Annotated in this window: 16 protein-coding genes; 11 read left to right on the top strand and 5 right to left on the bottom strand. The window is 61.3% G+C overall.

Going from position 1 to position 23,549, the window contains the following annotated elements; all coding sequences use genetic code 11:
* Window positions 1–42 precede the first annotated feature (42 nt).
* The 3 genes from LVD11_RS15040 to LVD11_RS15030 form a co-directional block, all read right to left on the bottom strand.
* Window positions 43–1,218 (bottom strand): acyltransferase family protein, encoded by a 1,176-nt coding sequence (locus LVD11_RS15040; RefSeq protein WP_255775744.1) that lies wholly within the window; start codon window positions 1,216–1,218, stop codon window positions 43–45.
* Window positions 1,215–4,208, bottom strand: coding sequence for an amino acid adenylation domain-containing protein (locus tag LVD11_RS15035; RefSeq protein ID WP_237060348.1), 2,994 nt, complete (start codon window positions 4,206–4,208; stop codon window positions 1,215–1,217). The genes LVD11_RS15040 and LVD11_RS15035 overlap by 4 nt, the downstream gene beginning before the upstream one ends.
* A 613-nt stretch (window positions 4,209–4,821) precedes the next feature.
* Complete coding sequence (locus tag LVD11_RS15030) at window positions 4,822–5,487, bottom strand: VOC family protein (protein ID WP_237060347.1); 666 nt, start codon at window positions 5,485–5,487, stop codon at window positions 4,822–4,824.
* Window positions 5,488–6,074: 587 nt separating this feature from the next.
* Between LVD11_RS15030 and LVD11_RS15025 the strand changes: the two genes are divergently transcribed.
* The 5 genes from LVD11_RS15025 to LVD11_RS15000 all read left to right on the top strand — a co-directional run bounded on the left by LVD11_RS15025 (window position 6,075) and on the right by LVD11_RS15000 (window position 12,348).
* Window positions 6,075–7,484, top strand: a complete 1,410-nt coding sequence (locus LVD11_RS15025) for an undecaprenyl-phosphate glucose phosphotransferase (protein ID WP_237060346.1) — start codon at window positions 6,075–6,077, stop codon at window positions 7,482–7,484.
* A gap of 75 nt (window positions 7,485–7,559) precedes the next feature.
* Window positions 7,560–8,756 (top strand): outer membrane beta-barrel protein, encoded by a 1,197-nt coding sequence (locus LVD11_RS15020; protein WP_237060345.1) that lies wholly within the window; start codon window positions 7,560–7,562, stop codon window positions 8,754–8,756.
* 51 nt (window positions 8,757–8,807) lie between these two features.
* Window positions 8,808–9,365, top strand: a complete 558-nt coding sequence (locus tag LVD11_RS16940) for a polysaccharide biosynthesis/export family protein (RefSeq protein WP_255775742.1) — start codon at window positions 8,808–8,810, stop codon at window positions 9,363–9,365.
* Between the two features lie 2 nt (window positions 9,366–9,367).
* On the top strand, window positions 9,368–11,554 hold the full coding sequence (locus LVD11_RS15005; protein WP_237060344.1) for a GumC family protein: 2,187 nt from the start codon (window positions 9,368–9,370) through the stop codon (window positions 11,552–11,554).
* Window positions 11,551–12,348 carry a tyrosine-protein phosphatase gene (locus LVD11_RS15000; RefSeq protein WP_237060343.1) on the top strand — a complete coding sequence of 266 codons (798 nt, stop codon included), beginning with the start codon at window positions 11,551–11,553 and terminating at the stop codon, window positions 12,346–12,348. Before LVD11_RS15005 ends, LVD11_RS15000 begins: the two co-directional genes overlap by 4 nt.
* Before the next feature lie 18 nt (window positions 12,349–12,366).
* Here LVD11_RS15000 and LVD11_RS14995 read toward each other — a convergent pair whose 3' ends face one another.
* Complete coding sequence (locus LVD11_RS14995) at window positions 12,367–13,719, bottom strand: serine hydrolase domain-containing protein (protein ID WP_237060342.1); 1,353 nt, start codon at window positions 13,717–13,719, stop codon at window positions 12,367–12,369.
* Between the two features lie 444 nt (window positions 13,720–14,163).
* Here LVD11_RS14995 and hppD point away from each other — a divergent pair, with 444 nt between their 5' ends.
* The 6 genes from hppD to LVD11_RS14965 all read left to right on the top strand — a co-directional run bounded on the left by hppD (window position 14,164) and on the right by LVD11_RS14965 (window position 22,406).
* Window positions 14,164–15,252, top strand: coding sequence for a 4-hydroxyphenylpyruvate dioxygenase (gene hppD, locus LVD11_RS14990; protein ID WP_237060341.1), 1,089 nt, complete (start codon window positions 14,164–14,166; stop codon window positions 15,250–15,252).
* Between the two features lie 4 nt (window positions 15,253–15,256).
* Complete coding sequence (locus LVD11_RS14985; protein WP_237060338.1) at window positions 15,257–15,817, top strand: VOC family protein; 561 nt, start codon at window positions 15,257–15,259, stop codon at window positions 15,815–15,817.
* Window positions 15,814–16,821 (top strand): fumarylacetoacetate hydrolase family protein, encoded by a 1,008-nt coding sequence (locus tag LVD11_RS14980; RefSeq protein ID WP_237060336.1) that lies wholly within the window; start codon window positions 15,814–15,816, stop codon window positions 16,819–16,821. Before LVD11_RS14985 ends, LVD11_RS14980 begins: the two co-directional genes overlap by 4 nt.
* 488 nt (window positions 16,822–17,309) lie before the next feature.
* On the top strand, window positions 17,310–19,565 hold the full coding sequence (locus LVD11_RS14975; RefSeq protein ID WP_237060335.1) for a TonB-dependent receptor: 2,256 nt from the start codon (window positions 17,310–17,312) through the stop codon (window positions 19,563–19,565).
* A 99-nt stretch (window positions 19,566–19,664) separates the two neighbouring features.
* Window positions 19,665–21,164, top strand: coding sequence for an adenosine deaminase family protein (locus LVD11_RS14970; RefSeq protein ID WP_237060334.1), 1,500 nt, complete (start codon window positions 19,665–19,667; stop codon window positions 21,162–21,164).
* Window positions 21,165–21,404: 240 nt separating this feature from the next.
* A complete protein-coding gene (locus LVD11_RS14965; protein WP_237060380.1) occupies window positions 21,405–22,406 on the top strand; it encodes a purine-nucleoside phosphorylase in 1,002 nt (333 codons plus the stop codon).
* A gap of 64 nt (window positions 22,407–22,470) precedes the next feature.
* Here the strand turns inward: LVD11_RS14965 and LVD11_RS14960 are convergent, their stop codons facing one another.
* Complete coding sequence (locus tag LVD11_RS14960) at window positions 22,471–23,355, bottom strand: hypothetical protein (protein ID WP_237060333.1); 885 nt, start codon at window positions 23,353–23,355, stop codon at window positions 22,471–22,473.
* Window positions 23,356–23,549: the final 194 nt, after the last annotated feature.

Below are 23,549 nucleotides of genomic sequence, written 5' to 3'. Positions count from 1 at the left end.
ACAGGGTTCCGTGGGGTTGCCGATGGATGCGGCCTTGACAGCCTATACGGTGACTTTCGTCGGGAGTTTGCCCGTCGATGCCACCAGTCGCTTGGCCAGCCTGGGTTTCAGCGCCAGCAGTGGCCTCTCCAGCAAATGCCAGGATGTGTAAGCCATCGTAAAAGCCATGATGTATAGCAGCCCCGTATGCAGTGAGGACTCCGGTTCTATCGCGAGCCCAACCCGGGGATATAGCCAGGACAGGATGTGGGTTGCAAAGGCGTGATAGATATACAGGCCATAGCTGATTCTGCCGACGAGTCGCATAGCTGCCAGACGCAAAAAGCGTGCCGCCGGTGTAACCCCCGGAGCGCCGATAAAGTACAGGATCAACAGCGCGCAAAGAACACTGACTGTACTGTCAAACAGTGCCAGGTAGGCCCGCACCGCAACATCCTGTGCGTTGAGTACAAATAGTGCTGCCGCCAGCGCGCCCGCCAGGAGGCTCACTCCCCTTATGACGGGCTGTGGCAGGGATGGGAATAGGGAAGGTGAGTTCCTGTATAGTGCGGCCAGGGCACCGATGCAGAGAGAATCCATAAGCCCCGGAAGCAGCATCAGGCCACTGTGGGGGTAGCGCGGGTCCAGTACAAAAATACACAGCAGCCTCCATACCGGTGCCGTGACTATTGCTGCACAGAGTACCAACAGCAAGGCCCGTCTTTTCAACGACAGGACCAATACCGGATAGATAAGGTAGAACTGTTCTTCGATTGCCAGCGACCAGAAATGTGCGGTCGATGGATGACGCAGTGCGGTGCCTACCTCAGTGGTGACGTAGCGCACGCCGTCCAGGTTGGAGAGGTATGCATAGTGCCACAGGGCGATCTCCCGGAAACCCTCAAAGTCAATCAGGTAAAGAGCGGTGATCGTCAGGTAATAGACCGGAAAAATACGCAGCACACGGCTGGTATAGAACTTGAGGAAAACCCGGTTCCAGCCCAGCCGGTTGGCATGGGCGGCTTCCAGGTCCCGCAGCAGGATATCAGTGATCAGGAAGCCGCTGAGTACAAAGAACAGCCTGACTCCTATGTGCCCAAGGCCGAGATCGGTGACAAATGCCAGCGCACCAGACGCAAGGCCAAAGTGACTGACCAGCACTAACAGTATTGCCACTCCCCGAAGCCCTTCGAGCTCCGGGAAGAACTGGCGCGCAGTAGTGGGCGAGTTCGGCGTCATGAGGTGCTGGCCCGCGCTGATGGTGGCTGGTTTCTGCGGGCACGGCCGGCGCTCTTCCGGGTATCAGCATAATCCCGCGCTTTTTCCCGAATTACCTCTGCAATGCGCTCGACATTACCGGAGAGCAGGATGCCAATATGGTTACCGGGCACGTCAAAAAGTGACACTGAGCGGGCGCGTCCCGCCCATCCAATATAGGGATCCGCCCGATATCCATAAATCTGCTCGCGGTCCCGTGCCTTGAACAGGAGGATATCGAGATCGAGATATTCATGACGGAAGTGGTCGAGCGCGCGGCGACGGGCCTGCTCCCGCGGGTCGTTGCCTGCAGTGTGTAGCCGCCGGAGAACATACTTGCGGATGTAATACTTGAGCTTTTTGACGGCGCCTGCACGGGCCATGCTGGAATCAACCTGACGCGGGTACCAGCTGTCAAAAAGGGCCGTGATGGCCACTTCCTCACCCCGACTCCTGAAAACCCGAGCAACCTCTGCGGCGACCAGGCCGCCGAATGAGGCCCCGCAGAGATAATAAGGGCCGTGGGGCTGGTAAGCAGCGATTTCAGCGGCGTATCGCTCAACAATTTGACCGAAATTGGTGATATCGCTGTCCCAATCATCCGCAACCCCGGCGGTGATGATGCTGGCCTCCTCTGGCAACGCCACACCGCAGACCTGCCATTCGTTGCCAAGGGCAGTGGCGAGGTCACGATACTGCAAAATACCATTACAGCAGTACAGGGTCTTTGAAGCGGACGGATTGTTCGTGATTGCGGTTACCACCCGACGGTCATCGGTAATAGGGCCGCTGTCAATCGCCTTCGCCAGTTCAGAAATACTGGGCGCTGTCAGGAGCGTCCGCAGTGGCGGCGCGAACCCATAAGTACGGGCGACCTCGGTTAACATTCGTACGGCTTTCAGGGAATTACCGCCGAGGTCAAAAAAACTGTCGTGGATACTGAAATCCAGTTCGGGGAAGTAAGTACACCATATCCGGTAGAGGCGCTCCTCGGTGGATGAGCCCGGGAGCGCCGCCACGGTACCGGTAGGCAGGGAATTTTGACGGGACGGTGGCGGTAACCGGTTTCTGTCGACCTTGCCGTTGAAATTTGTTGGCAGGTGGGTCAGAACCACAAAATGCGCAGGGATCATGTAGGCGGGCAGATGGTCCGCCAGCATAGCTGTCAGTGCAGGCCGGGACAGGGCTGTATCACCGGTCATTACCAGGTATGCAACAAGCTGTGTGGCTTGCCCGTTGCCGGGCACCCAGCCAGACACCACTGCCTGCCGGATGCTGTCACAGGCTTTAAGTTGCAGCTCGATTTCCTGCAGCTCGACGCGATTACCATCAATCTGAACCTGGAAATCATTCCGGCCCAGTAGTTCGACGTATCCCTCCTGGTCGAACCGTCCGATATCCCCGGTTGCGAAGTACCGCCTGCCGTCGATTTCCCGGAACTTTTCCCGGTTTTCGCCTGGCCGGTCAATATAGCCCCGCACTACCCCCGGGCCGGAAAAATAAAGCTCGCCCGGCGCCCCGAGCGGCACCGGATTACCATAACCATCCAGTATTTGCAGGTGTGTATTCGCGTGTGGCCTGCCGATCTTGGTGCGGCCGATTGTGCGATCCTGGGGTACCTCATAGGTGCAGCCCATACAGCTGGTTTCACTGGAGCCGTAACAGACAAAGATCCTGGCCAGCGGAAAAATTTTCTTGGCCCGCTCCAGTAACTCCGGCGGGACCGTGTCCCCGCCGCTGATAATGGTCCGTACGGCGCTGGTGATCACTGCTCTCCGGGCGCTGGTCTCCAGGCAATCCATGATGCGGGCAAGTAAGGAAGGCACCGCGTGAATGACGCTGGCACCGGATATGGCCCGCAGTAACAGATCACTGTCGAGAAAGTCCTCCCTGGCCAGGATGGCTACACTGCCACCAACTCGGAGCGCAGTGAGCATCTCAAACATGCTGATACTGAATGTGCTTCTCGCCATGGATACGAATCGATCGCTGTCAGTGAATTCATAGCGATCCAGCGCAGCCGAAAGGGAGTGGTCCAGGTTCCTGTGGGTGGCAAGGATTCCCTTCGGCGCCCCGGTTGTACCCGAGGTGAAAAACACATGGGAACAATCGTCAAGGTCCACCACCGTGTCGGGCGCCGGCAGGGTGTCACTCTCTGCCAGGGTGCTGATTTGCTCAGTGAGAATCACCTGTTGCACCAGGGCGCTCACCTTCGCCCGGCTTTCATGGCTCGAGATGATGCAGCGGAATTCGAGCTGCTTGCACACCGCCTCCAGCCTGGAGGTGGGAAACTCGGTATCCAGCGGTACATAAACCGCCCCCAGTTTCTGGATGCCTAACAGGCAGGCGACTGTCAGGTGAGAACGTTCAATATACAGGCCAACATAGTCTTCCCGTCGCACTCCGGATTCTGCCAAAAGTGCCGCGGCTGCATTGGCAAGGTTGTCCAGCTGGCTATAAGAGGTAGTGCCGTACCTGTCGACAAGTGCGGTGTGATCGGGCCTGCTCTGGGCATGCCCTGCCACGGCTTCGAACAGCAATACACCGTGGGAGGATTCACAATAGGGTCGACCAAACCGGGCTTGTGTCCGCCGTTCGTCGGCAGAAACAATGTCCAGGGACTCGTGTAAAAAGGGTTCGTTTTCCTGCCTCCTCAGGGCGAAAGCAGTTACGTAGGAATCCAGCCGCGCTATGGAGTCAGCGCTGGAATCGCCTGGCCGGAGCAGCCAGCACGCCTCGGCCACCTGTTCGGAAAGCCACAGAATCGGCTGCTCACCAAGCGGCGCCACAAGGTTCTGCAGATCCTCGGAGGCCATGCCGTATGGCATTTCGGGGCTGATGATGACATCTACGGGGACAGGGGTCGTTTCCGCCTCTCGCGGGTTCCGCTCCCCCTCAGCCGCACGCTGTAATTCAAGGCCTACCTGCGCCTCCACATCATGGAAGTGCTTTCCCTCCAGGTCGTCGATCACGATTGACCGCGTACGATGCCCGGGCAGAAAAGTGCAGCGAATGGCTAGCCGTCCGAATCTCGTTTGCCGGAAAGCGGCTGAAACCAGCCCGGACAGCACCAGTCCAGGCGCCATTTTTCCTGCAACGCAGTTCCGCAGCGTCGTCGCACAGCCAGCCTCAAGGAAGGTGAATGGCTCGCCTCGCGACGCAGCATCTCTCTGGGTACCGGCGGAACTGCGCGCTGGGGAATCGTCGGCCGGGGTTGCGGTCCCGGGTATCGCTCCAGTTCCAGCGCCTGTGGATTTAATCGGGTAAGCCATAACTTACGTCCATGTAAAAATAGTCCGGGTAGCTCCGACACTTGCCGGACTCGGGGCGCCCGATACCCGGGCGCTCAGGGGGTTGGGAAAAGCCCGCCCGGTGCTGCAGGAATCATCAGGATCCTTGATGAATGCCTGTGTACATTGCGTCGCATTGTAATGCCCGCCGCCACCGGCATCGATGACAATCCATTACGGTATGCCCGCCGGTCTGTTATCTGGCACCGGTTGCTGTACATGGACGATCATTGGGGCGGGAAAAATGCGAAGCGGCAACATCGCGAGTGTGGTTCCGCCCCTTTCCGGGTGGAACTCAGGCGGTGGCCAGGGTCGTTTCGCCGGCTGCTGTGGCTTCTTGCAGGTTCCGGGAACCCCGCTGAACCATGGTCGGTTGCCAGTCAGCAGGCATGGCCGCGAAGTCGGTCAGCGATGATACATCTCCCCGGTTGCGGGCATCCTCGATACGCTGGTAGAAATTCTTGCCGGTATTCTGCGGCACATCGGTATTGAGATCGGTCCCTTCCTCACCACCGCGGGGTCTCTCAACATACTCGGGGAATGACATCTGGGAGGCTTTCAGCGGGGCGTACCCCTTGCCAAAGAGCTGCTTGAGCTTGCCAAAACCGTCGTCGTTCACAAGCTGCCGGCCACGGAAGTTGACTCCCCTGGACATGGCGCGGGTGACGAAATTTTCAAGACTATCGGTATCGAATGCGATGTGCTGGACGCTATGGTCACCATGGAGATCTACGAATTCGGTGACCTGGCTCTTCTTGAGCCGATCGATTCCCTCCACCAGCACAACGCCGAAGCTCTCGAAGTCAATACACCAGAGCTTCATGCTGCTGTCGGGATCGTCCGGTCGCACATCGGCAACAATTTTGGAAACAGTGCCGCCTTCGATCTCAGTGTGGTACCAGCCCCACTTTTCGATCATGCCGGTTGCGACGGCGTAGGTGATGTGATCTACGCGATTCACTTTGGACATTCCTTGTCCCCCAGTTTTAAAAGTATCGTCATGGAATTTCCGGCGGATCTGCCGGGAGTCGAATTTTTATCACGGGATCGCGGTGTTGACAATCGAAGCCTTCAAATATTTTCAATTTTGAAATCATTACCGAATGATGCGAAGAAAGCCGTGCCAGTGTGTGCACCTGTGTACTAGGTGGTGATCAACCGTAATAAAAAAAATCCCGTTCATTCATGTTTCTCTGGCACACTTCCTGCTCAATATTTTCCGTGCAGGCATCATTAGTTGGGTAATAATCAACTCCACTCAGCGAGCAGCGAAGAAATAGTTGGGACGCTGCGCTGTAGTTAAAAATGTTTGCCACAGCTTGTTGGTACAAAGCTGCCAAAAAAGTTGGCGCTAAAATCTATCGCCAAATATTTTTGGCGACTAAATCGTAATTTGCACCAGTTTGCGGATTGAATTGGTACGCTATTTTGACGGACGATACGCGATCCCCGGATTCGAAGGCAGTGAAGCCTCGCTGGCGGGGATGGGCAGCAGCAGGCCGGCGCACAACAGGAAGTGCCCGGTAAAGGAATCCTCAGGGGGATATCGTGAACCAAGGATGGTTAAGGACTCACCAGCGTGGGGTCACCACGCTGTACCGCTTGTTTGATCTTTTATTGGTGCAGACCAGCCTGTTGCTGGCGCTCCAGTTGCTCGGCATTACACCCAGCAAGGACTGGCTGATCGTCGCCCTGTTTGCGGTGGTCTGTTTTGCTTTTATTGCCGAGTCCGTTGACCTGTACCGCTCCTGGCGGTCGGAAAGCTATCTCAGGATTGTTGGCACCACAGCGGCTGCGTGGATAGCCGTCTGTGTCGTCCTGCTGTTTACCGGCTATCTCAGTGGCTATTACGCCGAGTTCCCGCCCAGGGCTGTCCTCCTCTGGTTCCTGACCGCATTTGTCGCGTTGACATTGTGGCGCTATGCCCTGCGCCGGATTTTATTTCTGTTGCGCACCCATGACAGGAATACCCGTTCGGCGGTCATCATCGGCCTTTCCGACGCCGGGCTGAGGCTGTGGCGGGAAATGGACGAAAACCCGCACCTGGGTATCCGCTGCAAGGGCATCTACCGGGTGCCTGGCGCAGTGGAAAGCGGTTTCGGTAGCGAGGATTTCGACGGCCGCGCGATTCTTGGTGACGTCAGTGATGCGATCGAGCGGGCGCGTGCCAACCGTTGCGACCTGGTTTTCATCGCGCTGCCCATGCACGAAGAAAAGAAGATCGCCGATATCCTGGCTGCACTTGCAGATACCACCGCAACCGTGCACATGATCCCGAATTTCTTCGTCGCCAACATGTTGCATGCCCGCCTGCACAGTATCGGTGCAACCAGCCTGCTGAGCATCTATGACACACCCATCCAGGGGGTCAATGGATGGGTCAAGCGGCTCGAGGACCTGTTGCTCGCGTCCGCCATCCTGGTTCTGGTTTCACCGCTGCTGCTGGCCGTAGCGATTGCGGTAAAGCTCTCTTCGCCCGGCCCTGTGATTTTCAAGCAGCGCCGTTACGGCCTGGATGGCAGAACCATCATGGTATGGAAATTCCGTTCGATGACGGTCCAGGATGATGGCGATAAGGTTGTCCAGGCAACCCAGAACGATCGGCGGGTGACTCCCGTGGGACGCTTCCTGCGCCGCACATCACTCGATGAATTGCCCCAGTTTTTCAATGTCTTGCAGGGCCAGATGTCGATAGTCGGTCCCCGTCCGCACGCGGTCGCGCACAACGAACAGTACCGCGGCCTGGTGAGCGGATATATGTTGCGGCACAAGGTCAAGCCGGGCATTACCGGCTGGGCCCAGGTCAATGGCTGGCGCGGCGAAACCGACACAGTGGACAAGATGAGTAAGCGGATCGAGCACGACCTGGATTACATCCGTCGCTGGTCGGTGCTGCTCGACCTGCGCATTGTGCTGATGACAATAATGAAGGGATTTGGCGGTAAGAATGCGTATTGAAGGCCGCGCGAATCCCGCTGCGGGACAGCAGGGGGCAGGGAATCACAGCGGTTTTGACAGGAAAACAGAAAAAACATGAGTTCAAGGAAAGAAAGCCTGCTGCTCCCGGTGGCCATCACACTGGCACTGCAGAGTGCCACGGGCAATGCCGCGATCAACCTCGGCGGGGGGGCAACATTGACCACCGGGATGCACGGCCAGCTGATATACGACGACAACCTGCTGGGCCTGGCGGACGATTCGGTGGAGGGCATTCGGGGCGTGGCTTCGCCCTACGCGCGCCTTCGCGATGATTCATCAGCGCTCAGCTATGGGGTCTCCTACGAGGCGCGCGCCGGCGAGTACGCAACGCCGGACACCGATGGCTACCTGGATCATGTCGCCGCGGGTGACCTGCGGTGGCAGCCGGCACCGGCATTCACTGCCTCGCTCAGGCTTGACTACAGCGACCTGCATGAAGAACTGGGAATCGACGCGCTGTTCGCGGATGACCGGCAGCCGGGTGCGCTGCCCCTGGTGGAAGCGGGCCGCAACCAGCGTGAATCCGCCACCGGCCGCCTGGAGCTGGGCGGTAATGATCGGCGCCTCGGGGCTGCACTGACGCTGCGCGCTGCGGACGAGGATTTTTCCCAGGACCTTAGGGATCGCAGCGTAACCGAGGCCGGGCTGGAGCTGGGCCTCGCACTGTCGCCGGCGAGTCGCCTGGTCGCCGGGGTTACCCGCAGCGGGCAGGACTACGACCTGTTACCCGAAGCGGTGCCCCTGCAGAGCAACAGCCAGCAGGAGCGGACTGTCGGTTACCTGTTCCGGTCCGGCAGGACCTCGCTCGACCTGCGTGTTGGCCAGGTGGACAAAGACTTCGACGATGGGCGGCGGTCCGACTACAACGGCGATCTCTGGCGGGTCGCACTGAGCTGGCGGCCCAGGTCCTACAGCACCTTTGCCTATACCACTGCGCAGGTGCCGCAGGAGAGCCAGAATTTCGGCAGCGCGGATTTCCTGCAGGTGCGCTCCCACACGCTGTCGTGGAATCACCAGTGGTCGGCGCGCCTGAACAGTGCGCTGGCTTATGGGGAATCGACCCAGGCGCCACAGGGCGGGGCCGACAGCGGCAGCCTGGATACCCGTCGCTATGGGGTGCAGCTGAACCTGGATGTCGGGCGGCATATGGTGCTCGGCTTCGCGGCCAACAGCGTACAGCGGGATCCCGGTAATGGCCTGGAGGGTATCGACAGGAACCAGGTGGCCCTTACCTGCACCCTGGAGATCTGAAGATGCCCGGGGAAGGGCAGCCACCAGGTCCCAAACAAGAGTACGGAAGTGATGATAAGTAGAAGCTTCAGGTCGATCGTCATTGCAACCTGGCTGGCATTTCCACTGCTGGTGCCAGTGACAGTCACCGCGCAGGCGCAGACGGAACCGGGCGAGTATCGCCTGGGGCCCGGCGACCGTATCCAGGTGACGGTTTACGGCGAAAGTGACCTGACCATGGAAATACTGCTGAATGACAGCGGCGTGGTGAACTACCCGTTCCTGGGGGAAATCCGCATCGGCGGACATTCGGTGAAAGAAGTCGAGGAATTGCTGGTGGCGGGCCTCAAGGGAGACTACCTGGTAAATCCCAGTATCAGTGTCGCCATTGTCGAGTACCGGCCTTTCTATATCTATGGGGAAGTCCAGGTGCCGGGGGGCTATCCCTATCGACCGGGCCTCACAGTGGGCAAGGCCGCGGCGCTGGCCCAGGGGCTCACCGAGCGCGCCTCCGAGCGGCGCATTTTTATCGTGCGTGAGAGTGGCACAGCCGACAGGCGCATCGAGGCGAACCTGAATACACAGTTGCGGCCCGGCGACGTAGTCACGGTCGAGCAGGGATTGTTCTGAATATGACAACAGCCAGTATGAACGCCGACTCAGGCCAGTCGGCATCCATCGACATCCTGTATTACATCCAGCTGCTCCTGCGCAGCTGGTGGAAAATCGCCCTGGTGGTGATCCCGGTTACCGCCGTGGCTTTCTATTTTGCCTGGCAAATGCCGGTGCGCTATGAGGCCACCGCCAGGCTGATGTTCGATCCAAACCAGGCCAACCTGGTCTCGATCCGGGATATCTACGATTTCGGTACCCAGCGACGGGAATTCTTCCTGACCCAGGCGGAAATACTCCGGTCCCGCGGCATTGCCGAGCGGGTGGTGGATGAACTGGACCTGGTGAATTACCAGGCCTTTGACGAAGGGGAAAGCGGCCCGCACCTGTTGCAGCGGTTGTTGCCGGCACTGTTCCAGGGGGATGCCGGCGGGGAGGAGCCAGTGGACGCTGCCGAACAGCGCAACCATCTGGTGCGGGTGGTACAGGCCGGCCTGACCGTGCGCCCGATCCGCAATACCCAGCTGGTGGAAATCGGCTACCAGGCCGTTTCGCCCGAGCTGGCCGCAGCGGTACCCAATGCGGTGGCCCGTGCCTATGTCGAGCGGCAGATGGAGGCGAAACTGGATGTGACCGAGCGGGCCACCAGCTGGCTCAATGATCGCCTTTCCGGCCTGCGGGAAAAACTGGAGGACTCCGAGCGACGACTGCAGGCGTTCCAGCGGCAGGAAGGGCTGGTGGATGTGCAGGGGGTGCGTGGCCTGGCCGAGCAGGAACTCAATGACAACCTGGACCAACTGCTGGAAGCGCGGCGCGAGGCCAAGCGGCTGGGCAGTCTCTATCGCAATATCCGCGCAAACGGCGGCGACTTCGAGTCGCTGAAAAACCTGCCCGAGGTGATGAATCACCCGTTGATCCAGAACGTGAAGAGTGTGGAGATCTCGGCGGCGCTGGGTGTCTCCGAGCTGGCCCAGCGCTACGGCCCGAAACATCCGCGCATGATCGCCGCCCGGGATGAACTGAAGTCCGCCCGGGCCCAGCTCCGGCAGGAAGTCTCCAGCCTGGTACAGGGTATCGAGGGCGATTACCGGGCCGCACAGCGCAAGGTCGCGGAGCTGGAACGGGACCTCTCGGAAAACAAGGTGGATATCCAGAGCGTTGCCGGCAAGGAAATCAAATACGACGAACTGAAGCGTGACGTCGAGGTAAACCGCCAGCTCTACAACACTTTCCTCACCCGCTTTCGCGAGGCCAGTGAGGCCACCGGCTTCGAATCCCCGGCGGCACAGCTGGTGGAGCCGGCGCTGCCGCCGGAGTACCCGGTAAAATCCAGGAAACGCCTGGTGGTGCTGGCGGCCTTCGTCCTGAGTGGCGGTTTCGCCGCCCTGGCGATCCTGGCCCTGGAGTTTTTCCGCGCGGGTGTCCGCACCGCCGATGATGTCGAGCAAAAACTGGGGCAGACCCTGATTGGCCAGCTGCCCCTGGTGAAACCCCGGGACGACGGGTCCCTGCCGGGCCGGCTGTTCTTTAACCCGGAGCAGCGGGGGTTTACCGAGGCCATTCGCACATTGCGCACCGGCCTGCTGCTGGGGCGGGAGTCGCAGCCGGCCAAAATTGTCAGCATTACCTCCTCGGCGCCGGCCGAGGGCAAAAGCACCGTGGCCGAAAACCTGGCGCTGGCCCTGAGCCAGGTGGAGCGTGTGGTGCTGGTCGACACCGACCTGCGCCGTGCCTCCCTGTCCGCCCACTTCGGCCTGCCGCCGAACAAGCCCGGCCTGGCGGACATTCTCGGCGGCAGCTTCGCCCTGGACGAGTGTATTGCCACCGACCGCGAAACCGGCCTGGCCATGATTGGTGCGGGCAAGCTCCCGGATGACCCGTTGCGGCTGCTCGGCTCACGGCAATTCGGCGCCCTGCTGGCGGAACTCGCCAACCGCTACGACCGGGTGATCCTGGACACACCGCCGGTACTGGCGGTAAGCGATCCGCTGGTTGTTTCCAGGCTGGCCGATGCCGTGCTTTACGTGGTGAAGGCCGACGCGACCCATGCGCGGGTGGTGCGGCAGGGGCTGGCCAGGCTCCAGTCCCTGGGCCTGGCGGTGGACGGCGTGGTGCTCAACCAGCTCGACACCAGCAGGCTCACCTCCTATGGCGAGGGTTATTACGGCGGCTACTACGGCGCGGCCACCGGGGTGCCGGCGGCATGACGACCGGCCGCCTGATCGACCTGCATTGCCACCTGCTGCCCGGGGTGGATGACGGCGCTGGGGATACGCTCGAAGCGCTGGCGCTGGCCCGGGCGGCCGCGGACGATGGCATCGGCTTTGCCATGCTCACGCCCCATATCCACCCCGGCCGCTACCACCACGATATTCACATGCTGACGGCGGTGTTCCGCCAGTTCAGTAGCGCCGTGCGCCGGACCGGTATCCCCTTGCGCCTGGGGCTCGCGGCGGAAGTGCGCCTCACCGATGAACTGCCGGCACAGATACGCAACCGGCAGGTGCCCTACCTGGGGCGCTGGGACGGGGAGCGCGTGCTGTTACTGGAACTGCCGCACAGCCATATCCCCCCGGGCACCGAGGCCCTGCTGCGGTGGCTGCGCCGCGGCGGCGTCCGGCCGATGATTGCCCACCCGGAACGCAACCGGGATATCCTGCGGAAACTGGAAAAAATCGACCCGCTGCTGGAGGCCGGCTGCCTGCTGCAGGTCACCGCCGGTTCCCTGTGCGGGCGTTTTGGCGAACGCGCCGAACGCCGCGCGCGCCAGCTGTTGAAGCGCGGGGCGGTGACCGTGCTGGCGACCGATGCCCACCACCCGGTACGGCGCCCGCCGCTGCTGGAGGAGGGGCGGGTCGTCGCGGAAAAGCTGGTGGGTGCTGAACAGGCACGACTGCTGGTGTACGACAATCCGGCCAAAATCCTTTCTTACGGCCAGGCCCGGGCGCGGCCCGCGGCGCCGGCGCGATTTCCCGGCCGGCCACACCCGGTGCCCGCCTGAGAGTTCCCGGCCCGGAAATCAGCCGCCCGGCAGCAACCGGGCGAAATTCTCCCCGGTAGGATAGCGGCTGGCCGACCAGCCCAGCCGCACCACCACCGTGTCGGTGGACGGCGAAATCAGCACCCGCTGCCGGCGGTTGCCCTGCATCAGGAAAACGTCATCCGGAAGTTGCGGGTAGCGGGGTGAGGTGCCGCCGCGGTTCAGCCAGAACTGGTAACCGTAGCGCGGCTCGTTGTCACTGCTGTTTGGCATTGCCGCGCGCTCGACCCAGTCCTCGCTGAGCAACCGCTGGCCGTTCAGCTCGCCCCGGTCCAGCATCAGCTGGCCCAGCCGCGCCCAGTCCCGTGCAGAGGCGTAGATATAAGAGCTGCCCACAAACACGCCGCTCGGATCCATTTCGAACACCGTATGTGCCATGCCCAGTGGCTGCAGGATTTCCTCGCGGAAAAAATCCAGGCTTGCCTGGGTACCGCCGAGGCGCTCGTGTATCCAGCGGGCCACCAGGTTGGTGGTGCCGGACGAGTATGAGAAATGGCTGCCGGGGTCGAGCCTCGCCGGGCTGGCCATGGGCAGGTCTGAAGCGCTGTGCGCGCTGAACAGCATCTCGGTCGCATCGCTGCCCGGTGCGTAGGTCTCGTCGAAATCCAGGCCCGAGGTCATCTGCAACAAATCCTCCATGGCGATCCCGGCCCGCTCGTCTTCCTGCCACTGGCTGAATACCGGGGTCGCACCGGTGTCCGCCACGCCCAGGTGCTCCAGCCGGCCCAGCATGATCGCGGTCAGGCTCTTGCCCATGGACCAGCCCAGCAGCGGCGTCTGTGTGTCAATGCCGGGACCATAGGCCTCCGCCACCAGCTTGCCGCCCTGGACCACCAGCAACGCGCGTGTCTGCAGACCGGCCCGGTTGTCCGCGGCCAGCATCGCCTCCACCCGCTTCTGCAGGGCCGGGTCGATAGAGGAGACCGAAGAGCCCTGCGGCCATTCCTCCCCGCTGGTTTCCACCGGCGTTATCCGGACGCGATCGAGCGGCCCGGTGTCACCGATATCCAGTGTGCAGCCCAGCCCCTCGCGATAGGTGGCGCTGGTGCGCCCCAGTCCCAGCAGCGTCGCCGTCACCCGCTTGTCGCCGTAGTCCAGTTGCAGCAGGTGAGTGGCGGGGGAATAGGAAGCCAGGTCGCCCATAATCCGTGCCCGGTCGAAGCCGGAGACAAATCGCCCCGAACAGGCAAGTTTTGCTCCCATGCCGGTGGCCACGCGCACCGCGTCGCCGAGCTGGGTGACGGAGAAGCCGAGGAGGCGCGGGGCGAGCAGGGTGACCGCCAGCAGCAGGGCGCTGGCACCGCCCACCAGGAACAGGCTGAACTTCTTCATTATTATCTTGCGCTCCCGGTTTCAGCGGCCCCGGCAGCAGCGGAGCCGGGGCAGGGTAAAAATACGGATTCCGCGATTCTAGCCCCTGCGCCCGCCGGGCGCTGGTCCCATTGGGCCGGGACCCGCGGGTCAGTGCGCCACAGCGGCTGTACACCCTCCCGGCATCGCCAGTCGCACATTGGAAACAAGGTGGTTGGAAACAGGGTGGTCGGCTGTGCTCGCCAGGGCAGTTGGCGCCTAAAGTCGGCGATACTGGGGCGATTTGCATCAACCACGCGGACATCCTGCCTGCCGGTGACCGCGAGCCCCCTGTGCGTCAGCATCGCACCGGACACACGGCTTGACATTAGTTACACGTGCAACTAAGTTCGTTGCACCTGAAACTAATGAGTCCGCCGCCGCACCCGCTCGGTGGCGCTGTAGTGAGAGATAACGGAGGACCGCATGGCCGATTTGTTTGAAAACCCGATGGGCCTCGACGGCTTTGAATTCGTCGAATTTACCGCGCCCGAGAAAGGCATTCTCGAGAATGTCTTCACCGCCATGGGCTTCTCGAAAGTCGCCCGCCACCGCTCCAAGGACGTCGAACTGTGGCGCCAGGGCGATATCAACTTCATCACCAACTACGAGCCGGGCAGCCACGCCGACTACTACGCCCGCGAGCACGGCCCGTCCGCCTGCGGCCTGGCCTTCCGCGTGAAAGACGCCAAGTTCGCCTATGAAGAGGCGATCAAGAAGGGCGCCCAGCCGGTGGAAGTGGAAACCGGCCCGATGGAACTGCGCCTGCCGGCCATCAAGGGTATCGGCGGTGCCACCCTGTACCTGATCGACCGCTATAAGGAAGGCGAGTCCATCTACGACATCGACTTCGAGTGGATCGAGGGCGTGGACAAGCATCCGGAAGGCTGTGGCTTCCACACCCTGGACCACCTGACCCACAACGTCTATCGCGGCCGCATGGACTACTGGGCCAAGTACTACGAGGACCTGTTCAACTTCCGCGAGATCCGCTACTTCGACATCAAGGGCGAGTACACCGGCCTGCTGTCCAAGGCCATGACCGCGCCGGACGGCAAGATCCGCATCCCGCTGAACGAAGAGGCTGCCGGTGGCGGCGGCCAGATCGAAGAGTTCCTGATGAAGTACAACGGCGAGGGCATCCAGCACATCGCCTTTGCCTGTGACGACCTGATCGCCTGCTGGGACCGTCTGAAAGAGCAGGGCATGGAATTCATGACCCCGCCCCCGGAAACCTATTACGAGATGCTGGAAGAGCGCCTGCCGGGCCACGGCGAGCCCACCGACGAGCTGAAGGCCCGCGGCCTGCTGCTGGACGGCACCACCGAGGGCGGCCAGCCGCGCCTGCTGCTGCAGATCTTCTCCGCCAACATGCTCGGCCCGGTGTTCTTCGAGTTTATCCAGCGCAAGGAAGACGAAGGCTTCGGCGAGGGCAACTTCAAGGCACTGTTTGAATCCATCGAGCGCGACCAGCTGAAGCGCGGCGTGATCGGTGACAAGGCAAAAGAAGGCTGATCCCATGGGCATCAAGCGTATTCACCACGTGGCCTACCGCTGCCGCGATGCCAAGGAGACCGTGGAATTCTACCGCGATCTCCTGGGCATGGACTTCCAGCTGGCCATCGCCGAGAACAAGGTTCCCTCCACCGGGGAACCCGACCCGTACATGCACATCTTCATGGATGCGGGGCAGGGCAACGTGCTGGCGTTCTTCGAGCTGCCCAATTCCCCGGATATGGGCCGCGACCAGAACACCCCGCAGTGGGTGCAGCACATCGCGCTGGAAGTGGAGAGCATGGACGAGCTGCTGGCCATGAAGCAGAAGCTGGAAGATGCGGGCCTCGACGTGCTCGGCCCCACCGACCACACCATCTTCAAGTCCATTTACTTCTTCGACCCGAACGGGCACCGTATCGAGCTGGCGGCCAACACCGCCGAGCCCGGCATGCACGAGGAGCTCAAGCGGGTGGCCGAAGACATGCTCGAGGAGTGGTCGCGCACCAAGAAAGCGCCCCGCCACGCCGCGTGGATGCACGGCGAAGGGGAATTCAATCCGAACAAGAATGGGGAGGCACAGTGAAGTTAGCCAGCCTTAAATCCGGCCGCGACGGCAAGTTGGTCGTGGTCTCCGATGACCTGTCCCGCATGGCGCCGGCCGGTGACATCGCACCGACCCTGCAGAGCGCGCTGGATAACTGGGAGCAGGTTTCCGGCAAGCTGGAAAAACTGCACGCGCAACTGGAAAGCGGTGAGGTCGCGGGCGAAGCCTTCGACCAGGCCCAGTGCCACTCGCCGCTGCCCCGCGCCTACCACTGGGCCGACGGCAGTGCCTACGTCAACCATGTGGAACTGGTGCGCAAGGCCCGCGGTGCGGAAATGCCCGAGAGCTTCTGGACCGACCCGCTGATGTACCAGGGCGGTTCCGACACCTTCCTGGCCCCGCGCGAGCCGGTGAAGATGCCGCAGAGCGAGGGTTTCGGAATCGACTTCGAGGCCGAGATCGCCGTCATCACCGACGACGTGCCCATGGGGGTGTCCCCGGAAGATGCGCTCAAGCACATCAAGCTGGTGATGCTGGTCAATGACGTGTCCCTGCGCGGCCTGATCCCGGGTGAACTGGGCAAGGGCTTCGGGTTCTACCAGTCCAAGCCGTCCAGCGCCTTCTCGCCGGTGTGCGTCACCCCGGACCAGCTGGGTGACAGCTGGAAAGAGGGCAAGCTGCACCTGCCGCTGGTGTCTGAACTGAATGGCAGCAAGTTCGGTGAGCCGAATGCCGGTGTGGACATGACCTTCCACTTCGGCCAGCTGATCGCCCATGCGGCCAAGACCCGCGCGCTGGGTGCCGGCACCATCATCGGTTCCGGTACTGTGTCGAACAAACTCGACGGCGGCCCGGGCAAACCGGTGGCAGCCGGCGGTGTCGGCTACAGCTGTATCGCCGAGATCCGCATGATCGAGACGATCCAGGACGGCAAGCCGGCGACTTCGTTTATGGACTTCGGTGACAGGATTGCCATCGAGATGTTCGACGGCGAGGGCAAGTCCATCTTCGGACGCATCGAGCAGGCGGTGGAGCAGGCGTAACCGCCCCTTCCCGTTGTTTCAGAAAGGCCACCTCCGGGTGGCCTTTTTGTTTTGCGTCACAGGCGCGGGGTGATCCCGTTGCTGTCGCTGTTGTACGGCGCCCCATATTGGGGCTTAATTGCTGTTCGTTTTACCCCAGTGCACTTTTTGTGTGCATTAATGCATGGCTGTTTCTGTAGCGGCGGTACTGCGCGGCCTGGAAGGCACTGGAAAACAGGCAATTCACAACAGAATACGGGCGCGAGGCACCGAAGCGGGATAATCGCTGCTGTGCCCCAAAAATTGGCACGCCCGTTGCTCATGCCTATGCGAATTTAATCGTGTTACCGATTGGTGGCCGGGAGCAGCGCTTCCCCAACGCCACCGCCAGGAAAGTCGCCAGCAGAGCGGCAACCGGATACCGGGACACTGCAGTCCAACCACGAGTACCCATGGCCGCCGGCCGCCCCCTGTGGGACGGCCGGCGGTCGCGTAAAGGAAAAACACCAATGAACAAGGTAACCAACCTCTCCTCGCGCACCGCCGCCCTGTTTAGTCCGGCCCTGCTGGCCACTGCCATTGCGGCAACCGTACCCGCAGTGGCGCTGGCCGCCGACGGCAAGCGCCTGGAAGAAGTCACCGTCACCGCGCAGAAGCGCGCGGAGTCCCTGCAGGACGTGCCTATTTCCGTGGCGGCCCTGTCCGGTGAGCGTTTCGACAGCATCTTCTCCGCGGGCGACGATATCCTCGCGCTGGCAGCGCGGGTGCCCAACCTTTACGCGGAATCCTCCAACGGCCGCGCGGCGCCGCGCTTCTATATCCGCGGCCTGGGTAACTCCGATTTCGACCTGGCCGCCTCCCAGCCGGTATCCATCATCTTCGACGAGGTGGTGCAGGAAAACGTGGTGCTGAAGAGCTTCCCGATTTTCGACGTGGAACAGGTGGAAGTGGTGCGCGGCCCGCAGGGCACGCTGTTCGGGCGCAACACCACCGCCGGTATCGTCAAGTTCGACAGCCGCAAGCCCACCTGGGAGACCGAGGGCTACACCAAGGTGGCCGCCGGTGAACTGGGCACCGCCAATATTGAAGGTGCCGTGGGCGGCAGCCTGGTGGACGATAAGCTGGCAGCCCGCGTTTCCTTCCTGCGCCAGGAGCGCGGCGACTGGATCGACAATACCTATTCAGGTGGCCCCAGCGGCACCGGCGAGGAGGAGGCCCTGGGCGGTTTCACCGAGCTGGCCGGGCGCGCCCAGCTGCTGTGGACTCCCACCGATGATTTCTCCGCGCTGCTGAACGTGCACCAGCGCGACCTCGACGGCACCGCCAGCATCTTCCGCGCCAACATCCTCGAGCAGGGCGCCGAGGGCAAGCTGAGCGATAACTTCGACCGGGATTCCGTCTACTACAACCAGGGCGACAACAACCCGCAGCAATACGAGAGCGCCGGCTCCTCCCTGAAACTGGAGTGGGACCTGGGCGACGTGATCTTCACCAGCATCTCCGCCTACGAGGGCGCCGACGGCCTGAGCAAGGGCGACATCGACGGCGGTGTGGCCGGCGACGGCCCCGGCTTTATTCCCTTCGACGCGGTTACCGAAGACCAGGCGGACGTATCCCAGCTGACCCAGGAAGTGCGCCTGGCCAGCAACACCGCCAGCCCGCTGCAGTGGCAGGCCGGCGGTTTCTATTTCGATTCCGAGCTGGACGTCACCAGCATCGATGGCTTCTTCGGTGCCACCACTGTCAGCCACGCCAACACCTCCTGGTCCCTGTTCGGCCAGACGTCCTACGACTTCACCGACGCGCTGACCGGTACCGTGGGCCTGCGCTACACCTACGACGAGAAAAGCCTGGTGGTTGGCCAGCAGAACGTGGACGGCTTCGCCCTGGTGATCGGCGCCGCCAGCGTGCAGGACTACGACCCGGTGGAGATCGACGATGGCCAGCTGAGCTGGGAGACCAGCGTGAACTACCAGCTGGACGATTTCTCCAGCCTGTACGTGCGCCTGGCCGAAGGCTTCCGCGCGCAGTCGATCCAGGCCCGCGACGTGGCCTTCGAGGGCAGCCCCTCGGTGGCGGACTCCGAGACCATCACCTCGTTCGAGATCGGCTACAAGGCCGACCTGCTGGAAAACACCCTGCGCCTGAACAGCTCGGTGTTCTACTACCAGATCGACGACATCCAGCTGACCGCCGTGGGTGGCGGTGGCAACTTCAACCGCCTGCTGAACGCCGAACAGGGTGTGGGCCAGGGCTTCGAGGTGGACCTGGAGTGGGTGGCCACCGACAACCTGCTGCTCACCGCCGGTGCCGGCTTCGCCGATACCGAGATCCGCGATGCGGACCTCACCACCGCGCCCTGCGGCTCCGGCCAGTGCACCGTCACCGACCCGCTGACCGCCGACGGCCTGGCGCTGATCGACGGCAACCCGTTCCAGTCGGCACCGGAGACCATCTACAACTTCACCCTGCGCTACAGCCAGCCCGTGGGCACCACCGGCGAGGTGTTCTTCTACACCGACTGGGCCTACCAGGGTGAGACCAGCCTGGCGCTGTACGAGGCGAAGGAGTACACCATCGACGGCCAGTTCGAGGGCGGCCTGCGCATCGGCTACAGCAGCTTTGCCGACGACTATGAAGTGGCGTTCTTCGGCCGCAACATCACCGACGAGGAGAACATCAAGGGCCAGATCGACTTCAACAACCTGACCGGCTTCGTCAATGACCCGCGGGTACTGGGCGTGGAATTCAGTAAGAATTTCTGATCCACTGCGGGCCCGGCTACGCCCCCGCACGGCAGTTGCCGTGCGCGGGGTGTGGCAACCGGTAAGCACCGGACCAATCCCGAACGATAAAGGCCGAGAATGATCCGACCCAAGACCAGTCCCAAGCGCCAACTTCCCACACGCCGCGGCAAGCCGGCCATGACCTGGATGGCCAGCCTGTTGCTGTGCCTCTGCTGGCAGCCCGCCAGTGCCAGCGACACCTGGTTCGAGCAATTCAAGGCCGAGGCCAGCGATGCCGACCTCTACCGCTTCCTGTATGCGCTGCCCAAGGGCGGCGACCTGCACAACCACCTCACCGGCTCCAACTTCAGCGAATGGTGGTATGAACTGGCCACCAACCAGAAGCTGAACGGCGGCTACCAGTACTACACCCGCGTGCGTATCGACAATTGCGCCGGTTACGGCAGCAACATGTTCGGCATGGCGCCCTACCTGATGTACTTCCGCAACCTGCAGGAGTCCAGCTACCGGCAGCTGTCCGAGTGCGAGCAGGGCGAGTACAAGAAGCTGGAAGCGCTCGACGCGAAAGAGAAGGCCGCCTGGCTGGACAGCATCCGCCTGGACAAGGCGCACGAGGGCCGCGAGGAATTCTTCCAGACCCACTGGCAGCGCCTCAACGACCTGGGCCGCAACCCGCATATCAACGCCGAGATGCTGGTGCGCAACATGCAGGCCTTCGCCCGCGAGGGCCTGGCCTACCTGGAGACCATGGAAGGCACGCGCTATTACCAGAAACCCGACGGCAGCAGCTACGCGCCGGACGCGGTGGCCGATATCTTCCGCGCGCGGCTGGCGGAACCGGATGCCCGCGCCACCGGCGTCACCGTGCGCATGCAGTACTACCTGCTGCGCTTTACCGACAACGCCGAGCAGGACCTGGAGTGGATCTACAAATTCGTCGACCGCCACCGCGACCTGTTCGTGGGCATCAACTTTGTCGGCCGCGAGGATAACGACAAGGGCCACCCGCTGCGCTTCCTGCCCACCCTGCGCAAGCTGCGCCGCGAGATTCCCGGTATCCCGCTGGCCATCCACGCCGGCGAGGTGGACGAGCCCAACCAGCACGTGCGCGACACCCTGCTGCTGGGCGCCAGCCGCATCGGCCACGGCGTCAACCTGATCAGCGACCCGGACACCATGCTGCTGATGCGCAACAGCGACTACCTGGTGGAAATCAACCTGATCAGCAACCTGCTGCTGGATTACGTCGACGACTACAGCCAGCACCCGTTTCCTGAGTACCTGCGCACCGGCATCCCGGTGGCGCTGTCCACCGACGACCGCGGCATGTGGGATTCCAACATGACCGACGAATACTTCGTCGCCGTGAAGGAGTTCAACCTGTCCTGGGAAGAGCTGGTCGCCCTGGGCCGCAATTCCCTCGCCCACAGCTTCGTGGACAAGGAGACCAGGGACCGCCTGCTGCGGGACTACGAAGTGCGCATCGACGCCTTCCGCAAGCGCTTCGAGCAGCGCGGCGTGCACGCGCTCAGCGATGTCGTGCCCCGCAGCCACAGCTTCACCTGCAAACGGTATGGCCTGTGTGAATTCACCACCCCGGTCACCGCCGCCAACTGAACTGCTGAATAGAGAGCCCCTATGCATCCTGATCCCGGCATGCAACCACAAGAAGAGAAAAAGATGTTGAAAAAGTTTTCCCCGGCCCGTTTCGCCCACACGGCGATCCGATCACCCCTGGTACTGATCCCGCTGCTGCTGGGCCTGCTGTTCCTGGCCGCCTGCGAACAGCGCGATGCCGGCTCGGTTGCTGACGCCAGTGCGCAGGAACCCATCCCGGTCAAGGTGGTGGTGGTGAACATGTTCGAGATCGGCGAGGACCAGGGCGATACCGCCGGCGAGTTCCAGCTGTGGAAAGAGCGCCAGCAACTGACCCAGCGCTTCCCCTTCCCGCAGTCGCACCACGACCTGTACCTGAACCCGGAGACCGGCGTGCTGGGCATGGTGACCGGCATGGGCACCAACCGCGCCTCCTCGGCGGTGATGGCGCTGGGCCTGGACCCGCGCTTCGACCTGACCAAGGCCTACTGGTTGGTGGCCGGCATTTCCGGCTTTGACCCGGCCGACGGCTCCATCGGCTCCGCCGCCTGGGCCGAGTGGCTGGTAGACGGCGACCTGATGCACGAGATCGACAGCCGCGAAATCCCGGCCGACTGGAGCACCGGCATCTTCCCGCTCTTCAGCAAGGGCCCCTACCCGGAAAAGCGTCCCCCCAACCAGGGCGAGGTATTCCATATCAACGGTGAACTCACCGAGTGGGCCTACCAGCTCACCAGGGACGTCGAGCTGCCTGACGACCCCACCATCGCCGCCAACCGCGAGCACCTGGACGAGTACCCCGCGGCACAGCGCAAGCCGTTCGTCATGAAAGGGGACAACCTGGCCGGCATGACCTTCTGGCACGGCGAGCACCTGAACCAGTGGGCGAACAAGTGGGTGGACTACTGGACCGAGGGGCAGGGCAGCTTCGTCTCCTCCGCCATGGAAGACACCGGCACCGCGCAGAGCCTGTTCTATCTGGACCGCGCCGGCAAGGCCGACTACGACCGCCTGATGGTGCTGCGCACCGCCAGCAACTTCACCGTGCCGCACCCGGGCATGTCCGCCGCCGAGAGCCTGCTGAGCGAGGGCGAGGACTACGCCGGCCTGCCTATCGCGCTGGAAAGCGCCTACCGCGTGGGCAGCCGCGTGGTGAACACCCTGGTGGATAACTGGGATGTCTATGCGGATCAGATGCCGTATGAAACGGCAACAGATAATGATGCTGGGGACAGTGAAAGGAAAGCCGAAAAAGCAGATTGACAAATATTGTTAACTGAACAGCTACCACGACGTGTTATCTGGTAGTAGGTTTTCCCCCAGTGAATCACTCCCCCGGATTGGTAATTACCATCTGGGGGGCCTCATTGATATAGCTAGATGCCCACTGACTCGGGTTCGGTATCGGGTGGACCATAAAGCTAAACTGAAGCTCAACAAAAGGGTCGGTGTAATTATCGAATGATGGGAGGCCAATCGCTTCTCTCTGTTTGGTAAGGCTGTCGTAAATTTCTTTCGCGGAAGAAGAAATATTCCTTTTCTCTGACTCACTAAGAGAAATGCCACTTCTATGGAGTTCATGCAGGCTCACTAGAATTCCCTCCGGATCCCCTCGCATAGCGGCAACTTCAGAGTAGACAAGCATTGACTTAAGGTTGACCACCCTATCATCTTCATTTAAGTCATTGGACCAGAGGTTTGTACGGAAGATAGAGACCATTTCTGTCAGTGGTTCAGTCGCTCCATAAGCGGCAGATAAAAGCCGGGTTTCTATCGCTTCTTCTTCGTACCCCTCCCTGTCAAGGGTCTCCGCCCAAAGATCCAGTGCGATTAAATCTCCCTGATTCGCGAGTTTCCAAAGGGTCTTCCGGTCATAACTCATATAGGGACCCAGCTCCTCTTCGCTGAAGTATCCCCGTTTTCTCCTCCACTGCTGCGAGTCGGCTTCTAGAACTGATAACTCTTGCGCATCAAGAATTTCGATAGGGGAATGCTTTCTTTCGTCAATAGTCTTGTTGTCTAAGGAGCGGCTAGGTTCCAAACCGGAGCGGACATGATTGGCTTCGACTGCTTTCTCAGGGGTGCTATTAATGTGGGGTCGCTTTAAATAGGTAGCACTAATGGTGTACAGCAGTGCCAAAAGAAGAGCTAAAAGAGATAAATAACGTGCGTAATCACGTTTCTTGAGTAACTCGATTCTATTAAAAAGCATAGCCTTCCTGGCTCTTCCCTATTTAGCTTACTTATGAACGTTTATCTATAAGATTACTAAAATGCCCGTGGGCTTCGATTCCCTGATGTCGGATCCATTAATCCAAACTCGATAGCTGAGCGCGTAAATTAAAACCAAGAGTTATAAGGTGTATTGCAGCATTTAAATAGCGGAAAAAATTGTCCTCAGATTTG

The sequence above is a fragment of the Microbulbifer sediminum genome (assembly GCF_021729035.1).
Lineage (GTDB): Bacteria > Pseudomonadota > Gammaproteobacteria > Pseudomonadales > Cellvibrionaceae > Microbulbifer > Microbulbifer sediminum.
This window is presented reverse-complemented; position numbering and strand designations above follow the sequence as displayed.